Annotated in this window: 8 protein-coding genes and 1 pseudogene; 1 reads left to right on the plus strand and 8 read right to left on the minus strand. The window is 71.2% G+C overall.

The features are described 5' to 3' along the window. The first annotated feature begins 21 nt into the window (after window positions 1-21). On the plus strand, window positions 22-1,014 hold the full coding sequence (locus ACO0E1_RS10110) for an asparaginase (protein WP_422874060.1): 993 nt from the start codon (window positions 22-24) through the stop codon (window positions 1,012-1,014). A 763-nt stretch (window positions 1,015-1,777) separates the two neighbouring features. Here ACO0E1_RS10110 and ACO0E1_RS10115 read toward each other — a convergent pair. The 8 genes and pseudogenes from ACO0E1_RS10115 to ACO0E1_RS10145 form a co-directional block, all read right to left on the minus strand. Further along, window positions 1,778-3,439, minus strand: a complete 1,662-nt coding sequence (locus tag ACO0E1_RS10115; RefSeq protein ID WP_422874061.1) for an FHA domain-containing protein — start codon at window positions 3,437-3,439, stop codon at window positions 1,778-1,780. Window positions 3,440-3,442: 3 nt separating this feature from the next. After that, a pseudogene (locus ACO0E1_RS18920) lies at window positions 3,443-3,511 on the minus strand (zinc-ribbon domain-containing protein); the annotation flags it as partial. Continuing rightward, the gene (locus ACO0E1_RS10120) at window positions 3,508-5,982 is read right to left on the minus strand and encodes a transglutaminase TgpA family protein (protein ID WP_422874062.1); all 2,475 of its coding nucleotides are present in this window, start codon (window positions 5,980-5,982) and stop codon (window positions 3,508-3,510) included. The pseudogene ACO0E1_RS18920 and the gene ACO0E1_RS10120, both read right to left, overlap by 4 nt. Continuing rightward, window positions 5,979-7,391, minus strand: a complete 1,413-nt coding sequence (locus ACO0E1_RS10125) for a DUF58 domain-containing protein (RefSeq protein ID WP_422874063.1) — start codon at window positions 7,389-7,391, stop codon at window positions 5,979-5,981. The genes ACO0E1_RS10120 and ACO0E1_RS10125 overlap by 4 nt, the downstream gene beginning before the upstream one ends. Then, on the minus strand, window positions 7,388-8,359 hold the full coding sequence (locus ACO0E1_RS10130; protein ID WP_422874064.1) for an AAA family ATPase: 972 nt from the start codon (window positions 8,357-8,359) through the stop codon (window positions 7,388-7,390). Before ACO0E1_RS10130 ends, ACO0E1_RS10125 begins: the two co-directional genes overlap by 4 nt. Window positions 8,360-8,380: 21 nt before the next feature. After that, the gene (locus tag ACO0E1_RS10135) at window positions 8,381-14,152 is read right to left on the minus strand and encodes an Ig-like domain-containing protein (RefSeq protein WP_422874065.1); all 5,772 of its coding nucleotides are present in this window, start codon (window positions 14,150-14,152) and stop codon (window positions 8,381-8,383) included. Window positions 14,153-14,205: 53 nt separating this feature from the next. After that, window positions 14,206-15,618 carry a serine/threonine-protein kinase gene (locus ACO0E1_RS10140; protein ID WP_422874066.1) on the minus strand — a complete coding sequence of 471 codons (1,413 nt, stop codon included), beginning with the start codon at window positions 15,616-15,618 and terminating at the stop codon, window positions 14,206-14,208. 129 nt (window positions 15,619-15,747) lie between these two features. Then, complete coding sequence (locus ACO0E1_RS10145; protein WP_422874067.1) at window positions 15,748-16,569, minus strand: PP2C family protein-serine/threonine phosphatase; 822 nt, start codon at window positions 16,567-16,569, stop codon at window positions 15,748-15,750.

The raw sequence follows: 16,569 nt of genomic DNA on the forward strand, positions 1-16,569 counted from the left end.
GCGGCTCGGTACGATCTCGGTATGACGGAGAGCACCGATGTCCGCACCGACCGCCATCCTCTCACCGCCGACGGCGCCGTCGAGCTCGCGGTGCTCGAACGCTCCGGCTTCGACGAGAGCCGGCACATCGGAGCCGGTGTCGTCGTCGACGCCTCGGGCACGGTGATCGACTCCGTCGGGGACATCTCCGCGAGCATCTACCCACGCTCCACGATGAAACCGTTCCAGGCACTCGCCATCCGACGGGCCGGCGCGCGGTTCTCGGACGCAGAACTCGTGATGACGACGGCGAGCCACGCCGGCACGCCGTCGCACCAAGCCCTGGCGGAACACATGCTGGCCTCCTTCGACCACGTCGAGGCCGACCTCGGCTGCCCGCCCGACATGCCGTACGACCGGGCGACGGCGCGGACCATGACCGAGCCGCGTCGGCTCGCGATGAACTGCTCCGGCAAGCACGCCGGCATGCTCGCCGCCTGCCGGGTGAACGGGTGGGACGCGGCGACCTACCTCGACATCGAGCACCCGATGCAGCGCGCAGTCCGGGCCACCGTCGAGGACGCGACCGGGGAGGTCGTCGACGTGATCGGCGTCGACGGGTGCGGGGCGCCGGTGTTCCCCCTGACGTTCACCGGCATGGCCCGTGGCATCGCGGGAGTGGTGCAGCGCGGCGACGCCGACACGGCAGCACTCACCGACGCGATCCTCGCGAACCCCTGGGCGATCGACGGGGTCGGGCGTGCGAACACGGTCACGATCGAGCGGCTGGGGCTCGTCGCCAAGCTCGGTGCCGAGGGGGTGATGGTCATGGCTGCGCCCGGCGGTGCGGCAGTGGTCGTGAAGGTCCTCGACGGGGCACTCCGCGCCGGCACGCTGGCGGCGCTCACACTGCTCGAGCGGAACGGCGTCGTCTCCGCTGACGGTGTCGCCGACGTGCTGGCCGCCACCGGCGAGAAGGTCCTGGGCGGCGGCGTCCCGGTCGGCTCGATCCGCCCCGGCGCCGGGCTGCGCTGAGCCCCGGGAGGGTCGAGCGCCGGGAGCACCGGAGCGAGTGCCAGTCCGACGGGTTCGTCCGGGTCGCTGCGGAGCGTACAGCCGTACCGGGTGACCTCGATGGTGGGACAGCGCTCACGTGGCCGGGACCGCAGATCCGGGACGAGCACGACGGAGCCGGTCCTGGCGCCGTCGACATCGACGAGCACGGCCACCGCGACACCCGACGGCAGCGTCGCGACGGGCGCGCAGGCCAGCTCGGGCAGGACGACGTCGACGCCGTGGGCGACCCGGAGCTCCTGGTCGGTCGTCGCCGTCGCCCCGAGGTCTGCCGTGACCGCCGCGAAGACACCGACGGCCAGTGCACCGCGGCCGACGACCAGCACGCCGTCCAGGCGGTCGATCGACACCGGTTCTCCCCCGATCACCCGGCCGACGTGCAGTGCACCGCCTTCGAGCTCACCACCCTCGGCCGCCACGTCGACGACCACTTCGTCCATCGGAAGGCGGACGTCGATCGCGGGGCGTTCCGTCTCCGCCGGCCGCGCCCGCACGGCTGCCGCGATCACAGCGAGGACGACGGTCGCCGAGAGGGACGCGATGCGCTGTCCCGGCGGGCCCGGGATCGACGCGGCAGCGCCGTACATGGCGGCGACGGCCAGCACGGACCATCGAACGGCGGGCGCTCCCATGCCCCCGAGTCCAGCGCACCACGACGACGAACGAGAACGGGCGCCAGAGTCCGTGGAGAACTCCGGCGCCCGCCGGTGTGTGCAGGGATGCGCTACTGCACGAGGAAGAACTGCTCGCCGATGTCAACGCGGGCACCGCGCTCGACGCGGTACCGACGCCCGGGCTCGCAGCGGCGGATCGATCCGTCGATGTGTCGGATGACGGAACCGTTGCCCGAGAAACGATCGGACACCCAGAGGTCGTCCTCGTCGCGCCCGAGCTCGAGGTGCGTCTTCGACACGGACTTGCCCGGGTCGTGGATCGTCAGCAGGTCGTCGAACCGCTCGCCGGGCTCCGGGCGGGGCAGACGCCCGAGCAGTCCGGTTCCGTGGACGCCGATCCGCTCACCCGTGCTGAAGTGCAGGACGAACGGCGCACGCGTCGGGGTCTTCGTGACGATCCGGGTCTCGTCCACATCCTCGTCGAGTTGTGCGGACTCGTCAGCGTCGGTACTCGAGGGCACCACGTCCGCGTCCGACAGCGGTCGGGCAGGCTCCGCACCCGGGACGGGCGGGAGCGGTGCTGCGGTCGGAACGGGTGGGAGGGGAGCTGCGGTCGGGACGGATGCGTCCTCGCGCACGGGCGATACCTCGACGTCGTCCGACGCCTCGACATCGTCCGTCGGCCCGACGTCGTCCGTCGGCTCGACGTCGTCCGTCGGCTCGACGTCGTCCGTCGGCTCGGCGTCGCGCGGTTGCTCGTCGGCGCCTGGCGCTTGGGCGCGATCGGACTCGTCCCCCGGGACGTCGACCGGGATCTCGTCGTCGGGTGCCTCGACGGGTGACCCGTCGTCGTTCGCCGCCCAGTCGGGACGGTCGACCGGCAAGGGCATCACGGGACCGGTGAACGCGGCGGTGACCGCAGGACGGACTGCCCCACACTCGCCGCAGAAGATGTCGTCGGGCTCGAGCCGGTGGCCGCACACGTGGCACGTCGTCGGCTGCAGCCCGGGCTGGACCAACGGCGTCGGACGCATCGACCGGCGGTCGACCAGCGGCTCGACGACCGCGGTGTCGCCCGGTCGGGCACCGGTGTCCGCCTCGGGGAGAGCACCGGGCGTGGGCTCGTCCGACGCGGCCGACCGCTCGGCCGGCGAGGCTGCTTCGTCGCGATCGGCGAACGCAGGCTCCGGTTCGGCCGCGGCCGACTGCTCGTCGACGGCTCGTCCGATCCACCACGACGGCGCACTCGGAGCAGGTGCGGGTGCAGGCTCCTGCGGCGGCGCCCAGAACGGAGCGGCGGCCGCCTCTGCCACGGGCTGCGACGGCTGCACCGTCGGCGGCACGGGGGTCGTTCCTGCGCCGGAACGGGGTGCGACGCGGGTGACCTCCGGGTCGTCCTCGACGGCAACGGGCTCGGACGGGAACGCATCCGGGTCGAGCGGCGGCTCCGACGGCACGGGCGCGTTCGGAGCACCCTCGGTACCGGTCCACGCACCGAGGCCACTGCCGGCACCGTGCACGTGGGTCGGTGCGGAGCGGGGAGCGTAGGAGTCCGGCGTCCGGACCGGGACGGGCGCGGTCGGACCGGACTGCCGGCGATCGGCACCGGTGAGCCACGCCCTGGTGGCGGGATCGAGCGTCGACTCCGGCAGCCACGCCTCTGCGGCGGGGTCCTGGCGACGGCCGTGCTGGTCCGGCTGCTGGAGCGGCGGCGGTGTCGCACGGTCGACGGGCTCGGGCGCGACCGATCGTCGCCCGGGAGCCGCGTTCACCGCTCGACCGCACTCACCGCAGAAGATCGCTCCGTCCGGGAGCACCGATCCGCAGTGTTCGCATCTGATCACAGGTTGCCTCTGTCCTCGTCCGGCCCGCCGTGACGCTCGTCGGGCCTCCGGACATCGTAGTCACCGCCGGCTCCACGCCGACGCTGACCGGCACCCGCACGCCGTCGGAGTGCGCCGCCGACACGTGCAACAGCGGCCCTCGGTGCGGTGCTGCGCAGCGACCTCGTCGACACGGCGGTGCGGATGCGCTCCCGCCGGGTCCGTCCGTCGCGGAGGTTGCCGATGGCGGTGTCGGTGGCCTCCCACATGCGGTCGGCAGTGCGGTCGTCCGCCTCGCTCGGGCCGAACACCGCCCGGTCCGCCAGCGCGGCGAGTCCGGTCCCACCGTCGCCCGGGGCGCTCGACGCGACCTCACGTCGCGTCGACTCCGCACGGACGTCGTGTCCGCGGTCGAGCAACGCGTCCCGGTACTCGTCCCACGCGCCGACGATGCGGCCCCTGGCAGTAGCGGCCCGGCGACGGCGACGACGACGGATCCGCTTCAGCAGCACGATCACGCCGAACGGGAGCAACACCAGGGCGATGAACGCGAGGGTCCCGAGCACCCACGGCAGTGCCGCGAGCAGGATCTGCAGCCACAGCGGTGGTTGGTCCGGCGTGTTCCGGTCGCTCTGCGGCGGCGTCTGCTGGTCCTGGTCCTGCTGGTCGACGGGCGGCGGCGGCACCACCGTCTCAGGCCGGGTGACCGGTTGCGGGGTCTGCTCCTGCTCCTTCGGGATCTCCCGGACGGTCGGGTTGGGGTTCAGCGTGACCCATCCCCACTGCGCCGTGTCCACCTCGATGCGCGCCGTCACGTCGGAACCGCGGAAGGTCGTCGTGCCGGCAGCACCAGAGGAGGACGGCGTCGCCCCGGAGTCACCTCCGGCTGCGAAGCCCAGCACGACCCGGGTGGGGAAGCCGATCGACTCGGACATCAGTGCCGCCGCGACGGCGTACTGCTCTTGGTCGCCGAGCATCAGTGGCGACGTGAGGAGTTCCTGGATGCGGTCGGCACCGTGCCCAGAACGACTGACCCGGTCATCACCCACACCGTGGCTGACGTACCCGTTCCGCTGCAGGGCCTGCACCACGGCCAGGAGCTTCGCCCCGTCGCTCTGGGCATCGGTGGTCGTGGACTCGACGGTGTCGCGCACGGCGTCCGGGACGTTGCGAGCCGCAGGGACCGACGCGGGTCCCGGCCGGGCGGTCGCCAACTGCTCGTCCGTCGGCTGGTCGGGCACCACGGCGGTGAGGTCGTACCGCGTCCCGTCCTGCACCCCGCCGACGACCGCTCCGGTGCGGGTCGACGCGTTGTAGAAGAACGCACCGCGCTCGCGCTCCCCCGCGGCGCCCGCGAACTCGACGCGTTCGAGGTCGCCGACGGTCGGGAGCCAGACCCCGGAGTAGCCGTCCACGGTCACGCCCACGTGGACGGTGGTCCCGCTCACCCCACGGACGTCCACGGACGTCGGGACACGCTCGAACGTGCCGGATGCCGACGCGCCGTCCGTCCCGCCGACGCGGTAGACCACGCCGTCGTACGTGTCCAGCGTGGCGATCCGCACGAACCCGTTCTCCGGCAGTCCGGTGACACGGAGCTGCGTGGTGTCCGCCTCGGTCGATTCCTCGTACGCCCGGAAGCCGCTGAGTGGGCTGACGTAGTCACGGGGATCGAACGGCTTGACGACGTCCGTCCGCGCGACGGTCCGCGCGGTGGTGGGCGGCGCGACGAGCCCCAGTCCGGTCGCGACGATGGCCGCCGCGACGATCGTCCCCGTCCCGACCAGGGCCGGCCGGACGACGGACCTGGTCACGGTGACACGGGCGCCGATCGTCTCGGCCACCGCGACGGCGCGGCGCGCGTGGCGCACCGTCAGCGCCCAGACGAGCGCGATGCCGGTGAGCACGACCGCCAGGGCGAGCGACGTGTCGAGACGGCTCGGCCCGACGACGACACCGGCAGCGAACAGCACCAGTGCCGGGATGCTCGCCAGTTCCTGCCTGGAGGCACGGGTCGCCACGCTCACGGACGTCACGGTGGCGACGAGGAGCGTCACGAAGAACGGCACCAGGAGGGCCTCGTAGGTCCCGACGGGCAGGCTGATGGTGACGAGCCGCTTCCAGCCGAGCGCGACGCCCGAGAACAGGTCCAGGAGGCCCTGGCCGGTCGGGAGCACCGCGTTCGCCTCCCCCGGCACGGCGGCGGGGACACCGGTCACCGTGAACGCCGCGACCGTCGAGATCGCGACGACCGCGGTCGGCAGCCGGAATACGGCGCCGAGCAGCGCGACGAGCGAACCGACGAGCACCGCGGTGACCGCGGCGACGACCATGCCGTCGTCCCGGTAGACCGGCCACCACGCGATGCTCGCGACCGCCAGGAGCAGCCACACGACGAGCGTGCCGCCGACGAGCCGGAACGCCGGCACCCGACGGGCCCGCCGTCGCGTGTCTCGCCGTGCGCGCGACGGTGCCACCGCGGGGGCGCTCATGCCGCGGCCGATCGGTGCAGCGCGTGGCGGAGGTCGTCGAGGTACCCGATGGTCATCACGGTCAGCCCTGGTACCCGCACGAACCGCGGGACGGCCTCGGGCTCGCAGATCACGGCGACGACCTCGACGCCGATCGGGAAGCGGGTGGCGGCGAGCCGGAGCGCAGGGAGTTCGACCGCCGAGCCGACGACGAGGAACGCGACCGAGATCCCGGCGGTGTCGTTGCCCACGATCCGCGCGACCTCGGCGACGGGCAGGCAGGCGTCCGCGAGGCCGACGGTCGCGAAGTCGTCCAGCAGTCGCGTCGGCGTCACGGTCGGCAGGCGGTGCACCGCGTACACGGCGCGCTTGGCGAACTCCGGGGTCCGTTCGGACACGACGACCGTGACCTCTCGGCCGTCGCGCACCGCACGGCTGCCGAGGGACGCCGCGGCGCTGACCGCGAGCTCGAACTCCTCGTCGTCCGCGAACTCGGTCCGGGAGATGCCGAGCGCGATCACCAGGTGCGACCGACGCGTGTCCTCGAACTGGCGCACCATGAGCGCACCGGTCTTCGCCGTCGACTTCCAGTGGATGTTCCGGGGATCGTCACCCGGCATGTACTCGCGGATCGCGTGGAAGGAGATGTCGGCGGGCGAGAGGTCGGTCGTCGCCTGTCCCTCGAGGTCCCGGACCAGACCGGTGCTGGTCGACGGGATCGCGACCGTCCTCGGGTGCACGATGACCTGTTCGCGAGCCGTCCAGACGATCTCCCGGCGCACGAGGCCCACCGGGTCGGCGCGGACACCGGTCACGGGACCGACGTCGAGGACCCCGCGCCGGACCGTCGGGACGGGGACCTCTCGTTCGAACGTGCCGCGCGGGGCGATGGTCGGGATCGCGACGTCCACGAGTCCGGCGCCGACCGGCACCTCGACCGTGATCGGGACGGACGGCAGACGGGCCGGGTTCTCCGCGGTGACGGTCACGCCGGCCGGGTCTCCGACAGCGACCCGGCGGACCGGGAGGCTCATCCGGATGAGCAGCCTCGACCCGCCGATGAGCGCGATGGCTGCGACGACCACGAGCAGGGCGCCGGCGAAGCCGACGACGACGACCTCGCGCAGACCGAAGACGTACCCCGTGACGAACGCGACGAGCGTGAGCGCGGCGACCGTCCAGCCCAGGCCGGTGACCACGGACGAGACCTCGGCCCACCCGCGTGCCACGAGCCTCCAGGCCGTGCGCCACAGACGGACGATGCCGACGACCGCATCGGCGGCGACGCCGTCGCGGTCACCGACCAGCCGCGTGCGGACGTTCGTCAGGCCGGCGACCGTCCCCGTGCGCTCGTAGGCCGTGCTCGAACGACGCGACCGCGTCGACGAGGGACGGCGCGAGCGCGTGGAGACGGGCCGGCGATCCGTCACGAGGCGACCCGGTCCGCGGGCGGCGGGGTCTCCACCAGGAGCTGCGAGACGACGCTCGAGGCGCTGACGCCGTCGAACTCCGCCTCGGCGTCGAGCACGAGGCGGTGGGCGAGCACGGGCTCGGCGAGGGCCTTGACGTCGTCGGGGGTGACGTAGTGACGGCCGCTCAGCGCCGCGAACACCCGCGACGCACGCATCAGGCCCATCGCACCACGGACACTGACGCCGAGGCGGACCTCGTTCGCCGAACGCGTGGCGTCCACGAGGCGGGCGACGTAGTCGGCGATCGTCGCGTCGACGTGGACCGTGCGGGCCAGCGCCGCCATCTCCGTGATCGTCGCAGCGGGCACCACGCTCGCGAGCGGCACCGACGACGCCGGTGCCGAGGAGGTCTCGAGGATCTTCACCGTCGCCGCGTGGTCGGGGTAGCCGATCGACGTCTTCATCAGGAAGCGGTCGAGCTGCGCCTCCGGGAGCCGGTACGTGCCCGCCTGCTCGATGGGGTTCTGCGTCGCGATGACCATGAACGGCGCCGCGAGCCGGTGGTTCACGCCGTCGACCGTGATCGCGGACTCCTCCATTGCCTCGAGCAGCGCGGACTGCGTCTTCGGGCTGGCACGGTTGATCTCGTCGGCGAGCACGATGTTCGCGAAGACCGGGCCGCGGTGGAACTCGAACTCCTGCGCGCGCTGGTCGTAGACGCTGATGCCGGTGATGTCACCCGGCAGCAGGTCCGGGGTGAACTGGATCCGGTTCGTCGAGCCCTGCACGCTCTGCGCCAGCGCCCGCGCCATGCTCGTCTTCCCGGTGCCGGGGACGTCCTCCAGCAGCAAGTGGCCCTCGCTGAGCATCGCCGTGACCGCGAGACGGATCACGAACGTCTTCCCGAGGAGCACCTGCTCGACGTTGGTCACGATGCGGCCGGAGACGTCGGCGAACCAGGTGGCCTGCTCGGGGGTCATGCTCATGTGAAGGGGTTCCTCGTGTCGTTACGGGTTGGGGTTGGCCGGGCTGGGATTCGTAACCGGTACGTACGCGCCTTGCGGGTCCGTGTAGCTACCCACGGTCGCTCGGATGCGGAGATAGCGATACGAGGGACCGTCTGGCACGACGTCGTTGCCTGTCCAAGCCTTCTGAGTCTCGGGGTTGATGTCTGAGCACCCAGCCGACGTGAAGTTGGTCGGGCAGTACTCAAGTGTGTAAGCAGAGGGAGACAACTTGTCGTTGTTGTCCGGCGCGTTCACAACGGGAGTCTGACCGACTACTGCAGTGCCCGAGGCGCGAGTGTTGACTGCTGTCACCGGAGGAAGCGACGTCGACGAGCAGTATTCGTCAGACGACGTCGTACACGCGTACAGCGTGATCGTCGTCGTGTTCCCGTAGCCAGCCCCGGAGGTTGTCGCAGGGCCGTTGATGCTCTGCGGTGATGCCCCGTTGACCGAATACGAGTAATGATCTGCACCGCCGGGACCAGTCACCGAGACCTTGATGTCGACGTGACCGTTATCGTCCGGTGTCTCGGCAAGCGTCGCGCTGCCTGTGGGCGCATCCGGTGGAGTGAAGCTGGTGACCGGCTTGGAAACGCCTACGGCACAGAAGCCGCCGCCGTTCGAACTGAAGACCAGGTATCGGTACTGGCTGCCGTTCCCCGTTACCGTGCGGTCGGTTGACGACGCGATTGGTGTCAGTCCGGTGGAGTCACAGGTGCTCGGAACGTTCCCGGCCGTCCGATAGACGGCGTTCGAAAGGCTCCCACCCTGAGCATCGCCACCTGAGATCGTGAGGTCGACGACGGTCTTCCCGTTCTCGGCGCGCGACGTCGCAGTGATGTTCGCGGCCGTCGGCTGCCCGTACGCCGTGACGCTGGCGGAGGTCGTCCGGTTCCAGTCGTCGTCGGAGGCGACCAACGCGCGGTTCTTCGCGTAGACCGTGGCGGTGTAGGTCGAACCAGCGGTCATGCCGTCGAACGTCGCGCTCGTGGCGTCGCCGCCCACGTTCTGCGTCGACCCGCCGTCGCCGTTGAGCGTCACGACGTAGCTCGACACCGGGCTGCCGGGCGACGGACGAGCCACCGCGGTCCACTTGACGACGATGCGGTTCGGCGTGGTCTTGCCTGCCTCGACCGAGACGCTCTGCGGCGCACCGGGGATGTAGTCGGCGCTCATGACCGGGCTGGTCCCCGAAGGAGCCGACGTCCCGACCGAGTTCGTCGCCGTCACCTGGAAGGTGTAGCGCTGCTGCGGATCGAGGTCACTGAGCGAGCACACCGTGGCGGTGCCGCAGTCGTGGCTGTAGGACGCACCGCCGTCGCCACGACCGATGACCTGGTAGCTCGTGATCGGCGCGTTGTTCGACTGCGGCGCGGACCACTGGAGCCGGACGACCCCGCCCTCGTACGAGCCGGTCTTCGACGGGGTCCCCGGCGCATCCGGCACATCCTGCACCGAGATGGTGACGTCGCCCCAGACGTAGCGGTCCGGGTCGTTCGTGGCATCGGCGACCTGGTACTGCAAGTTCGTGTTGATCGGCTTCGCCGCTCCGGACACCGCAACCTGCAGGCGCGACTTGTCGGCGCTCGGGGTGATCGTGACGCCGGACGGAAGGCCGCCGGACAGCCCCCGGATGTTCACGACGCGTAGCCGCTCGTTCGGGAACGGGTTGGTCGGCTGGTCGTTCGCGAGGACGTCGATCGTCGTCGACGATCCGCGCTTCGCGACGGCGCTGTCCGCCCCCGGCTGCACGAGCGGCCTGGTGGACGCGACGATCCCGACGTTCACGAGCCCGGACCGGCCGGCGTTCGCGGCGTCCGCGACTCCGACCCCGATCGTCGCCGAGGTGTTCTTCTGCGCCGAGTCCGCGACCTTGATCGTCAGTCGCTGCCCGGAGATCGTGGCCGTGGTGCCGGAGGACGGCTGGCTGACGACGGAGTACTTCAGCTCGAGAAGGTCCTTCGGGTACGGGTAGTCCGTCAGCCGCGTGAGGTCGAGCGTGCGCGAGTCACCCGGCTGCATCTCGATCGAGGACCCGGTGAACGCGGGCGGCTGGTTCGAGCGCGGCGTGACCTTCACGGGGAGGACCAGGGTCGCGACCCGTCCCTTGCCGCCGTTCGCGTTCGAGCCGTCGGTCACCTCGAACGAGATCGACGCGTTGCCGTAGTACAGCTTCGCCGACGTGAACTGCAACGTGGACGAGTCGACGGTGAGGTCGTCGCCGTTCGCGTGGGTGGCCTTCACCGTGCCGGGATCGGTGATCTTGGCGGTCTGCCCGTTCGCGGTCACGACGTACTTCGACAGCGGGATCCTGATGGTCGACTCGCTCTTCACCGTGATCGCGCCGGCCGACCGGTTGACCTGCGGGAGGGCGTCGTCGAACCCCGGGACGTGGATGAACCCGTACGACACGATGTCCGGGTGGTCCTGCCGGGCGACCGAGAACGGGATGACCTGCGAGTCGTCCGTCAGGCGCACGGCGATCCGGCCGTCCGTCGTGGTGCGGGCGGTGTCGCCGTAGCCGTCGACCACACCCACGGTCAGGGAGGACGTCGACCCCTCGGCGAAGAAGACGTTCTTCAGCACGTCGACGGTCACGCTCTGCCGGTGCAGGATGTCCTGCAGGTCGAGTGTGGTGTCGTCGACCTCCGGGCGGAGCGGGCGGGCGTCCTTGTCCACGGTGACGGTGAGGAACGCCGTGCTCGCACCACCGCTCTCGTTCGACGCCGTGTACAGCACCGCGAAGTCCCCGCTCTTCGCGGTCTTCGGCGGGGTGACGCGGATCTCCTGCTTCCGCAGGACCTTCGCCGTGACGTCCTTCGCGGTCGGCTCGGCCTTGGAGACGGTGAGGTCGCCGCCCTCGGGGTCCGAGTCGTTCTGGAGGACGCGCACCGTCACGGAGCCGCCGGGCCGGATCGTCACGTGGTCCGCCTCGGCCACCGGGTTCGACGCCTGTTCGGCCCGCGGTGCGATACCGACACGGATGGTGCCGGTGGCGCGAGCGCCCAGCGCGTCGACGACCGTGTAGGTGAACTCGTCGGTACCCGCCGAGTAGTCGCCGGCCTCGTAGGTCAGGGAGTCGGCTCCGATGTCGCTGACCGACCCCTTGTCCGGGTTCGACGCCACCCCGACGAGCTGCACGGAATCGCCGTCCGGGTCGATGCCGTTCAGCGGCACGGAGATGCTGACGGCCTGGCCCGCGACCACACGAGCCGTGACGGTCTGTGGCACCGGCGGGTTGTTCGTGGCGCTGTCCTTCTCACGGACCGAGATCGACACCGCTGCGTCCGCCGACTGTCCGTCCGGGCCGGCGACGCGGTACACCGCCGTGTAGTTGCCGGGGGTCTTCGGTGCGAGGTACCGGAGGTGGTCACCGGAGGCGAAGAGCAGACCGCCGTCGCCGGGGACGTTCTGCACGAGGTCCGGCTGCAGGGTCAGCGGCTCGCCCTCCGGCTGGGTGTCGTTCGCGAGGACGTCGATGTTCGCGACGTCCCCGACCCGGACCGTCGCGGTGTCCGGCTGCGCGACGGGCGGCTGGATCCGGTCCGGCTTCGGGATCTCGACGACCGTGACGGTGCCGGGCGACGACGCCAGCCCGTTCGTCTCGGTGTAGGTGAAGGTCACCGGCCCGTCGAGCGGTGCCGACAGGGTCGTCCGGATCGTGTGCTGGTCGAGGATGCTCGCCTGTACACCGGAACCCCGCGCGGGCCCGTCGAGCGCCGTGACGAGGAGGACCCCGCCCGCAGGGTCGATGTCGGTTGCGGTGACGTCGGTGTCCTTCGTCGAGAGCGTGTTGACGAACACGGTCTTCGGGGTCGTGATCGGCGCGGTCGACGCGTCCGGTGGTGCCGCGATCGTCATGCGGACGATCCCGCTCGACGTCTTCGTGCCGTCCGTCACCGTGTACTCGACCTGGTGGTCCCCCACGGCGTCGCTCTGTACCCGGAAGGTCCCGGCGTCGTAGCTCGGGGTGATCGTCACGCCGCTCGCCGACGAGACACTCGTCAGCGTGATGCTCCCGTTGCCGCCCCGCACGTGCTCGAGCGGGTCCACCGTGAACGACTTGCCCGCGTAGCCCTTCACCGGGAACGCGTCCGCCCGGAGCGGAACGCTGCCTTGCGCGGCGACGTGCACGGTGAGGGATCCGCGGCCGTCCGCTCGGCCGTCACTGACCACCAGCTGCACGCTGCGGTCGCCGGTGTGCCCACTCTTGTTGCGGAAGTCGAGCAGGCCGTCCGGCGTCGTCGAGACCTCGTCGCCGTCGGTCGCGGTCGCCGACTTCAGGTACACCGGGTCGCCGTCGGGGTCGACCCAGTCGCCGAGCACGTTGCTCGACACGTGCCCGCCCTGGACCACGTCGGCCGTGGTGTCCCTGACCTGCCTGGGCGCGTCGTTCTCGGACTCGGGTCGCACGCTGACCCGGACGGTGGCGGTGGCCGAGCCGCCGTTGCCGTCGGTGATCGTGTACGGGAACGTCACGGTCCCGGACGCGCTGTCCGACAGGGCGATCTGCAGTCGCTGCCCGTCGTCGACGATCGCGACCTTCCCCGCGGCCTGGTCGACGGACCCGACCTCGCTGACGATGATCGGGTCGCCGTTGGGGTCGTAGTCGTTGAGCAGGACCGGGAGGCTCGTGGTGCGTCCCGGACGAGCGCCCAGGTCGTCGTCCACGGCGACCGGCGGCTTCTGGTCCTTGTCGACCTCGGGGTTGTCGTCCGAGATCTGCTCCTGCTGCTGGTCGTCGTCCCGCTTGATCAGGTCGGACCAGTTGTCGATGAGCTGACCGCTCCGGTCGATCGCCCACGAGCGCCCGGTCGACGGGTCGTTCGCGACGACGGTGTCGGCGTTGTGGATGATCTGGAGGGCAGCGCCGCCGGGAACACGGTCGAGCTGCTGCAGCGCGCGGCCGGCGCACGTGTCGATCGCCTGCCCGCCGCTCCACGCCCCGAACGTGCAGGTGCCGTCGACGTACGGTCGGGCCGCGCGTCCCGACACCGCCAGGGCGGTCGTGGTCGCGGAGCCCGACGGTGTGACGCGGACGAGACCCGCGGCACCGGCGACGACCACCGAGTCCCCGTCGGCCGAGGACCGCTGGAGCGCCGGGGATCCGCCGACCCGGTCGCCGAGGTCGACCGTGTCGCCGTCGACCGAGAGCGCGCCGGTCGTCTGATCGAGGACCGCCATGTGGGAGCCGAACGCCGCCACCTGGAAGTCGTCCTTGCGGTCCATCCGCACGGTCCAGCGCTTCGCGACGGACAGGGTCGAGCCCACCTCGACGAGGGACGCGGTCCCGGTCCGCGGCGAGTACACCGCGACGTGCTCGTCCGACGCGTCGAACACCGCGTCCGCGCCGAGCGTCAGATCCGCCTTCGTCGATGCGTCGAAGTCCGCGAGGTCCTTGGCCGGGGTGGACCAGACCTCACCGGTCTCCTGGTTGCCGATGACCGCGGTCGATCCCGAGAAGAACACCTGCGGCGACCCGGAGGGCAGCGTGACCGGGTCACCGATCGTCGCGTCCGCGACGTCGACCTTCGCGACCGTGCCCTTGGTCTCGTCGACGCTGTAGACCATCGATCCGCTCTGCAGCACGGAGAGCGCGTCCGTGGACGACTCGACGGCGGTGTTCAGCTGCAGGACCGCGGTGTTCGCGCGGCCGACCGCGCCGTACTGCGACGAGGGCACCCAGACGGTGCCGTCCCCGAGCGCGACACGCTGCGTGTGGTATCCGCTCGAGACGACGGCGGCCCCGGCGACGAGCGCAGCGACGACCACGGACGCGCCAATGGTGATCGCGGCGGACCGGTGTTGAGCGATGAGCCGTCGGATCACGAGCCGCCGCCGATCGTGGCGCACCGTTCGGCACTCGCGACACCGGTCTTGCCGTCACGGTTCACCGCGACGGAGATGCACTCCTCGTCGCCCTTGCTGCCGGAGACGACGAACGACGTGCCCGACTGCTGGCTCGACGCGCCGTTCGAGGAGATCACGTAGGTGTCGCCGTTCCGGAGTCCCGGGTCGCTCCAGCGGAACGTGACGGACTGACCGGCGGTCGACGCGCGGACGTCGGAGACCGTGGGGATCGCCCCGGAACCGACGCGCGTCACGAGGACGAAGGACGTGACCGCGAGGGCGACCACGACCGCAGCCGCGACCGAGGACGCCCAGATCACGGTCCGGCGCGATCGACGGCGGGCCCGGGTGACCGAGCCGGTCCGGTGGACGGTGCCGACGCTCCGCGAACCGGTGGCCGCCACACCGCCCTGCACCGGGCGACGAGTCCGGCGCCGACGACCGACCCGGCTCGGGGGCTGGAGTTCCCGGATCATCGTGCGGTCGCCCTCCGGCGTGGGCGTGGCGACGGCCCATGCCTCGACCGCGACGTCGGCGGCGGTCTGCGGGATGCCGAGCTCGGCCTGGACCTGCTGGAAGCCACGGACGAGCTCCATCACGGTGGCCGGGCGCAGCTGCACCTTGCGGGACATCGCGGTGGCGAGCAGTCGTTCGAGCGACGGCGGCACGTCCGTGCGACCGGACGGCTTCACGCCGCCCTTGTCCACGCGCGCCATCAGGTCGGCGGCACCGTTCTTGCCGCCGGGGACCTCGAACGGGCTGCGTCCGGCGAGGAGCGAGAAGACCGTCGCCGCGAGGGAGTAGACCTCGGACTGGATGGTCCCGCGGGACTCGTCGATGAGGACCTCCGGCGCCGACCACGGGATGGACATGCCGATCGGCTCGTCGGGGTCGGACTCGCCGATGGTCGCCGCGATGCCGAAGTCGGACAGCACGGGGTTGCCGTACGCGGTGAGCAGGATGTTGGAGGGCTTGATGTCGCGGTGCAGGACGCCTTCACGGTGCGCCGTCTCGAGCGCGGAACCGATCCGGACACCGATCGACAGGACCTCGGACACCGGGATCGGCTCGCGTCGGTAGCGCTCGCTCAGCGACGACGAGCAGAGTTCCATCACCAGGTAGGGACGCCCGTCGGCCGCGACGCTCGCCTGGAACACGGTGAGGATGGACGGGTGCGTGCTGAGCCGCGCCATCAGGTTCGCCTCGGCCTGGAACATCTGTCGGACCCGGTCGTCGACGACTTCGTCGAGCAGGACCTTCACCGCGACCTGGCGCCGCGGCATGTCCTGCTCGTAGAGGAACACGTCGGCGAAGCCGCCGGAGCCGAGGACGTGGACCGGGCTGAACCCGGCGATCACGGGAGGGGTGGACGGCAGCCGTCGCGCCATGGCACCTTTCCTCCCCGGCCGACACGGCCTGCTCTTGCTCGCGGCCCTTCAGTCTACGGAGCCGGACGCGCTGGAATTCCGCACTCCAGAGAACGGGATACCGACGCACTCCCCCAATTCGGGGGACATCTAGTGTCGAGGCAGCGTGTCCTCGATGTCGCCGTCCTGCGGTGCGTCCTCCACTTGGAGGACGACGACGGTGACGTTGTCGCGGCCACCCGCGATCAGGGCGTCACCCACCAGGCGCTCGGCGAGCTCCTGCGGGTCGGCGACCTTCGCGGCGATGCGGCCGATGACCGCGTCGCCGATCTCCTTCGTCAGACCGTCAGAGCACACGATGTACCGGTCGCCGGTGCGGAGCGGCAGCGTCCACCAGTCCGGCTCCGGCGGTTCGCCGAAGCCGACCGCGCGGGTGATGACGTTGCTGTCCGGGTGCGCCTCGGCGTCCTCTGCCCGCAGGACACCGGCGTCGACCATCTCCTGCACGACCGAGTGGTCGACCGTGATCCGACGGAGGACGCCGTCGTCCACCCGGTACGTCCGCGAGTCGCCCACGTTGAAGACGAGCGCTGCCGGCTGCCCGTTCGACGCGACGAGCGCGAGTCCGGTCACCGTGGTGCCGGCACCGATCGCGTTGCCGCCGGCCGCACGTTCGATGTCCGCCGTCGCGAGCAGGAGCGCGCGCTGGATCGACTGTCGGGTACCGAACGGCCCGTCGACCGAGTCACCGAGGCGACGGACCACGGCGTCGCTCGCGCGGTCACCGGCGAGGTGTCCGCCCATGCCGTCCGCGACGACGAAGAACGGTGCTTCGACGATGTAGCTGTCCTCGTTGTGGTCACGGCGACGACCGACGTCGGTCGCGGCTCCCCACGAGAGCGTCAGGGTGGCGCCGTGCGTTCCGGGGACGTCGATGGCGTGGGCTGCGGCTGCTCGGCCGAGTTCGGTCAC

Source organism: Curtobacterium guangdongense (genome assembly GCF_049341845.1).
Taxonomy (GTDB): Bacteria; Actinomycetota; Actinomycetes; order Actinomycetales; family Microbacteriaceae; genus Curtobacterium; species Curtobacterium guangdongense.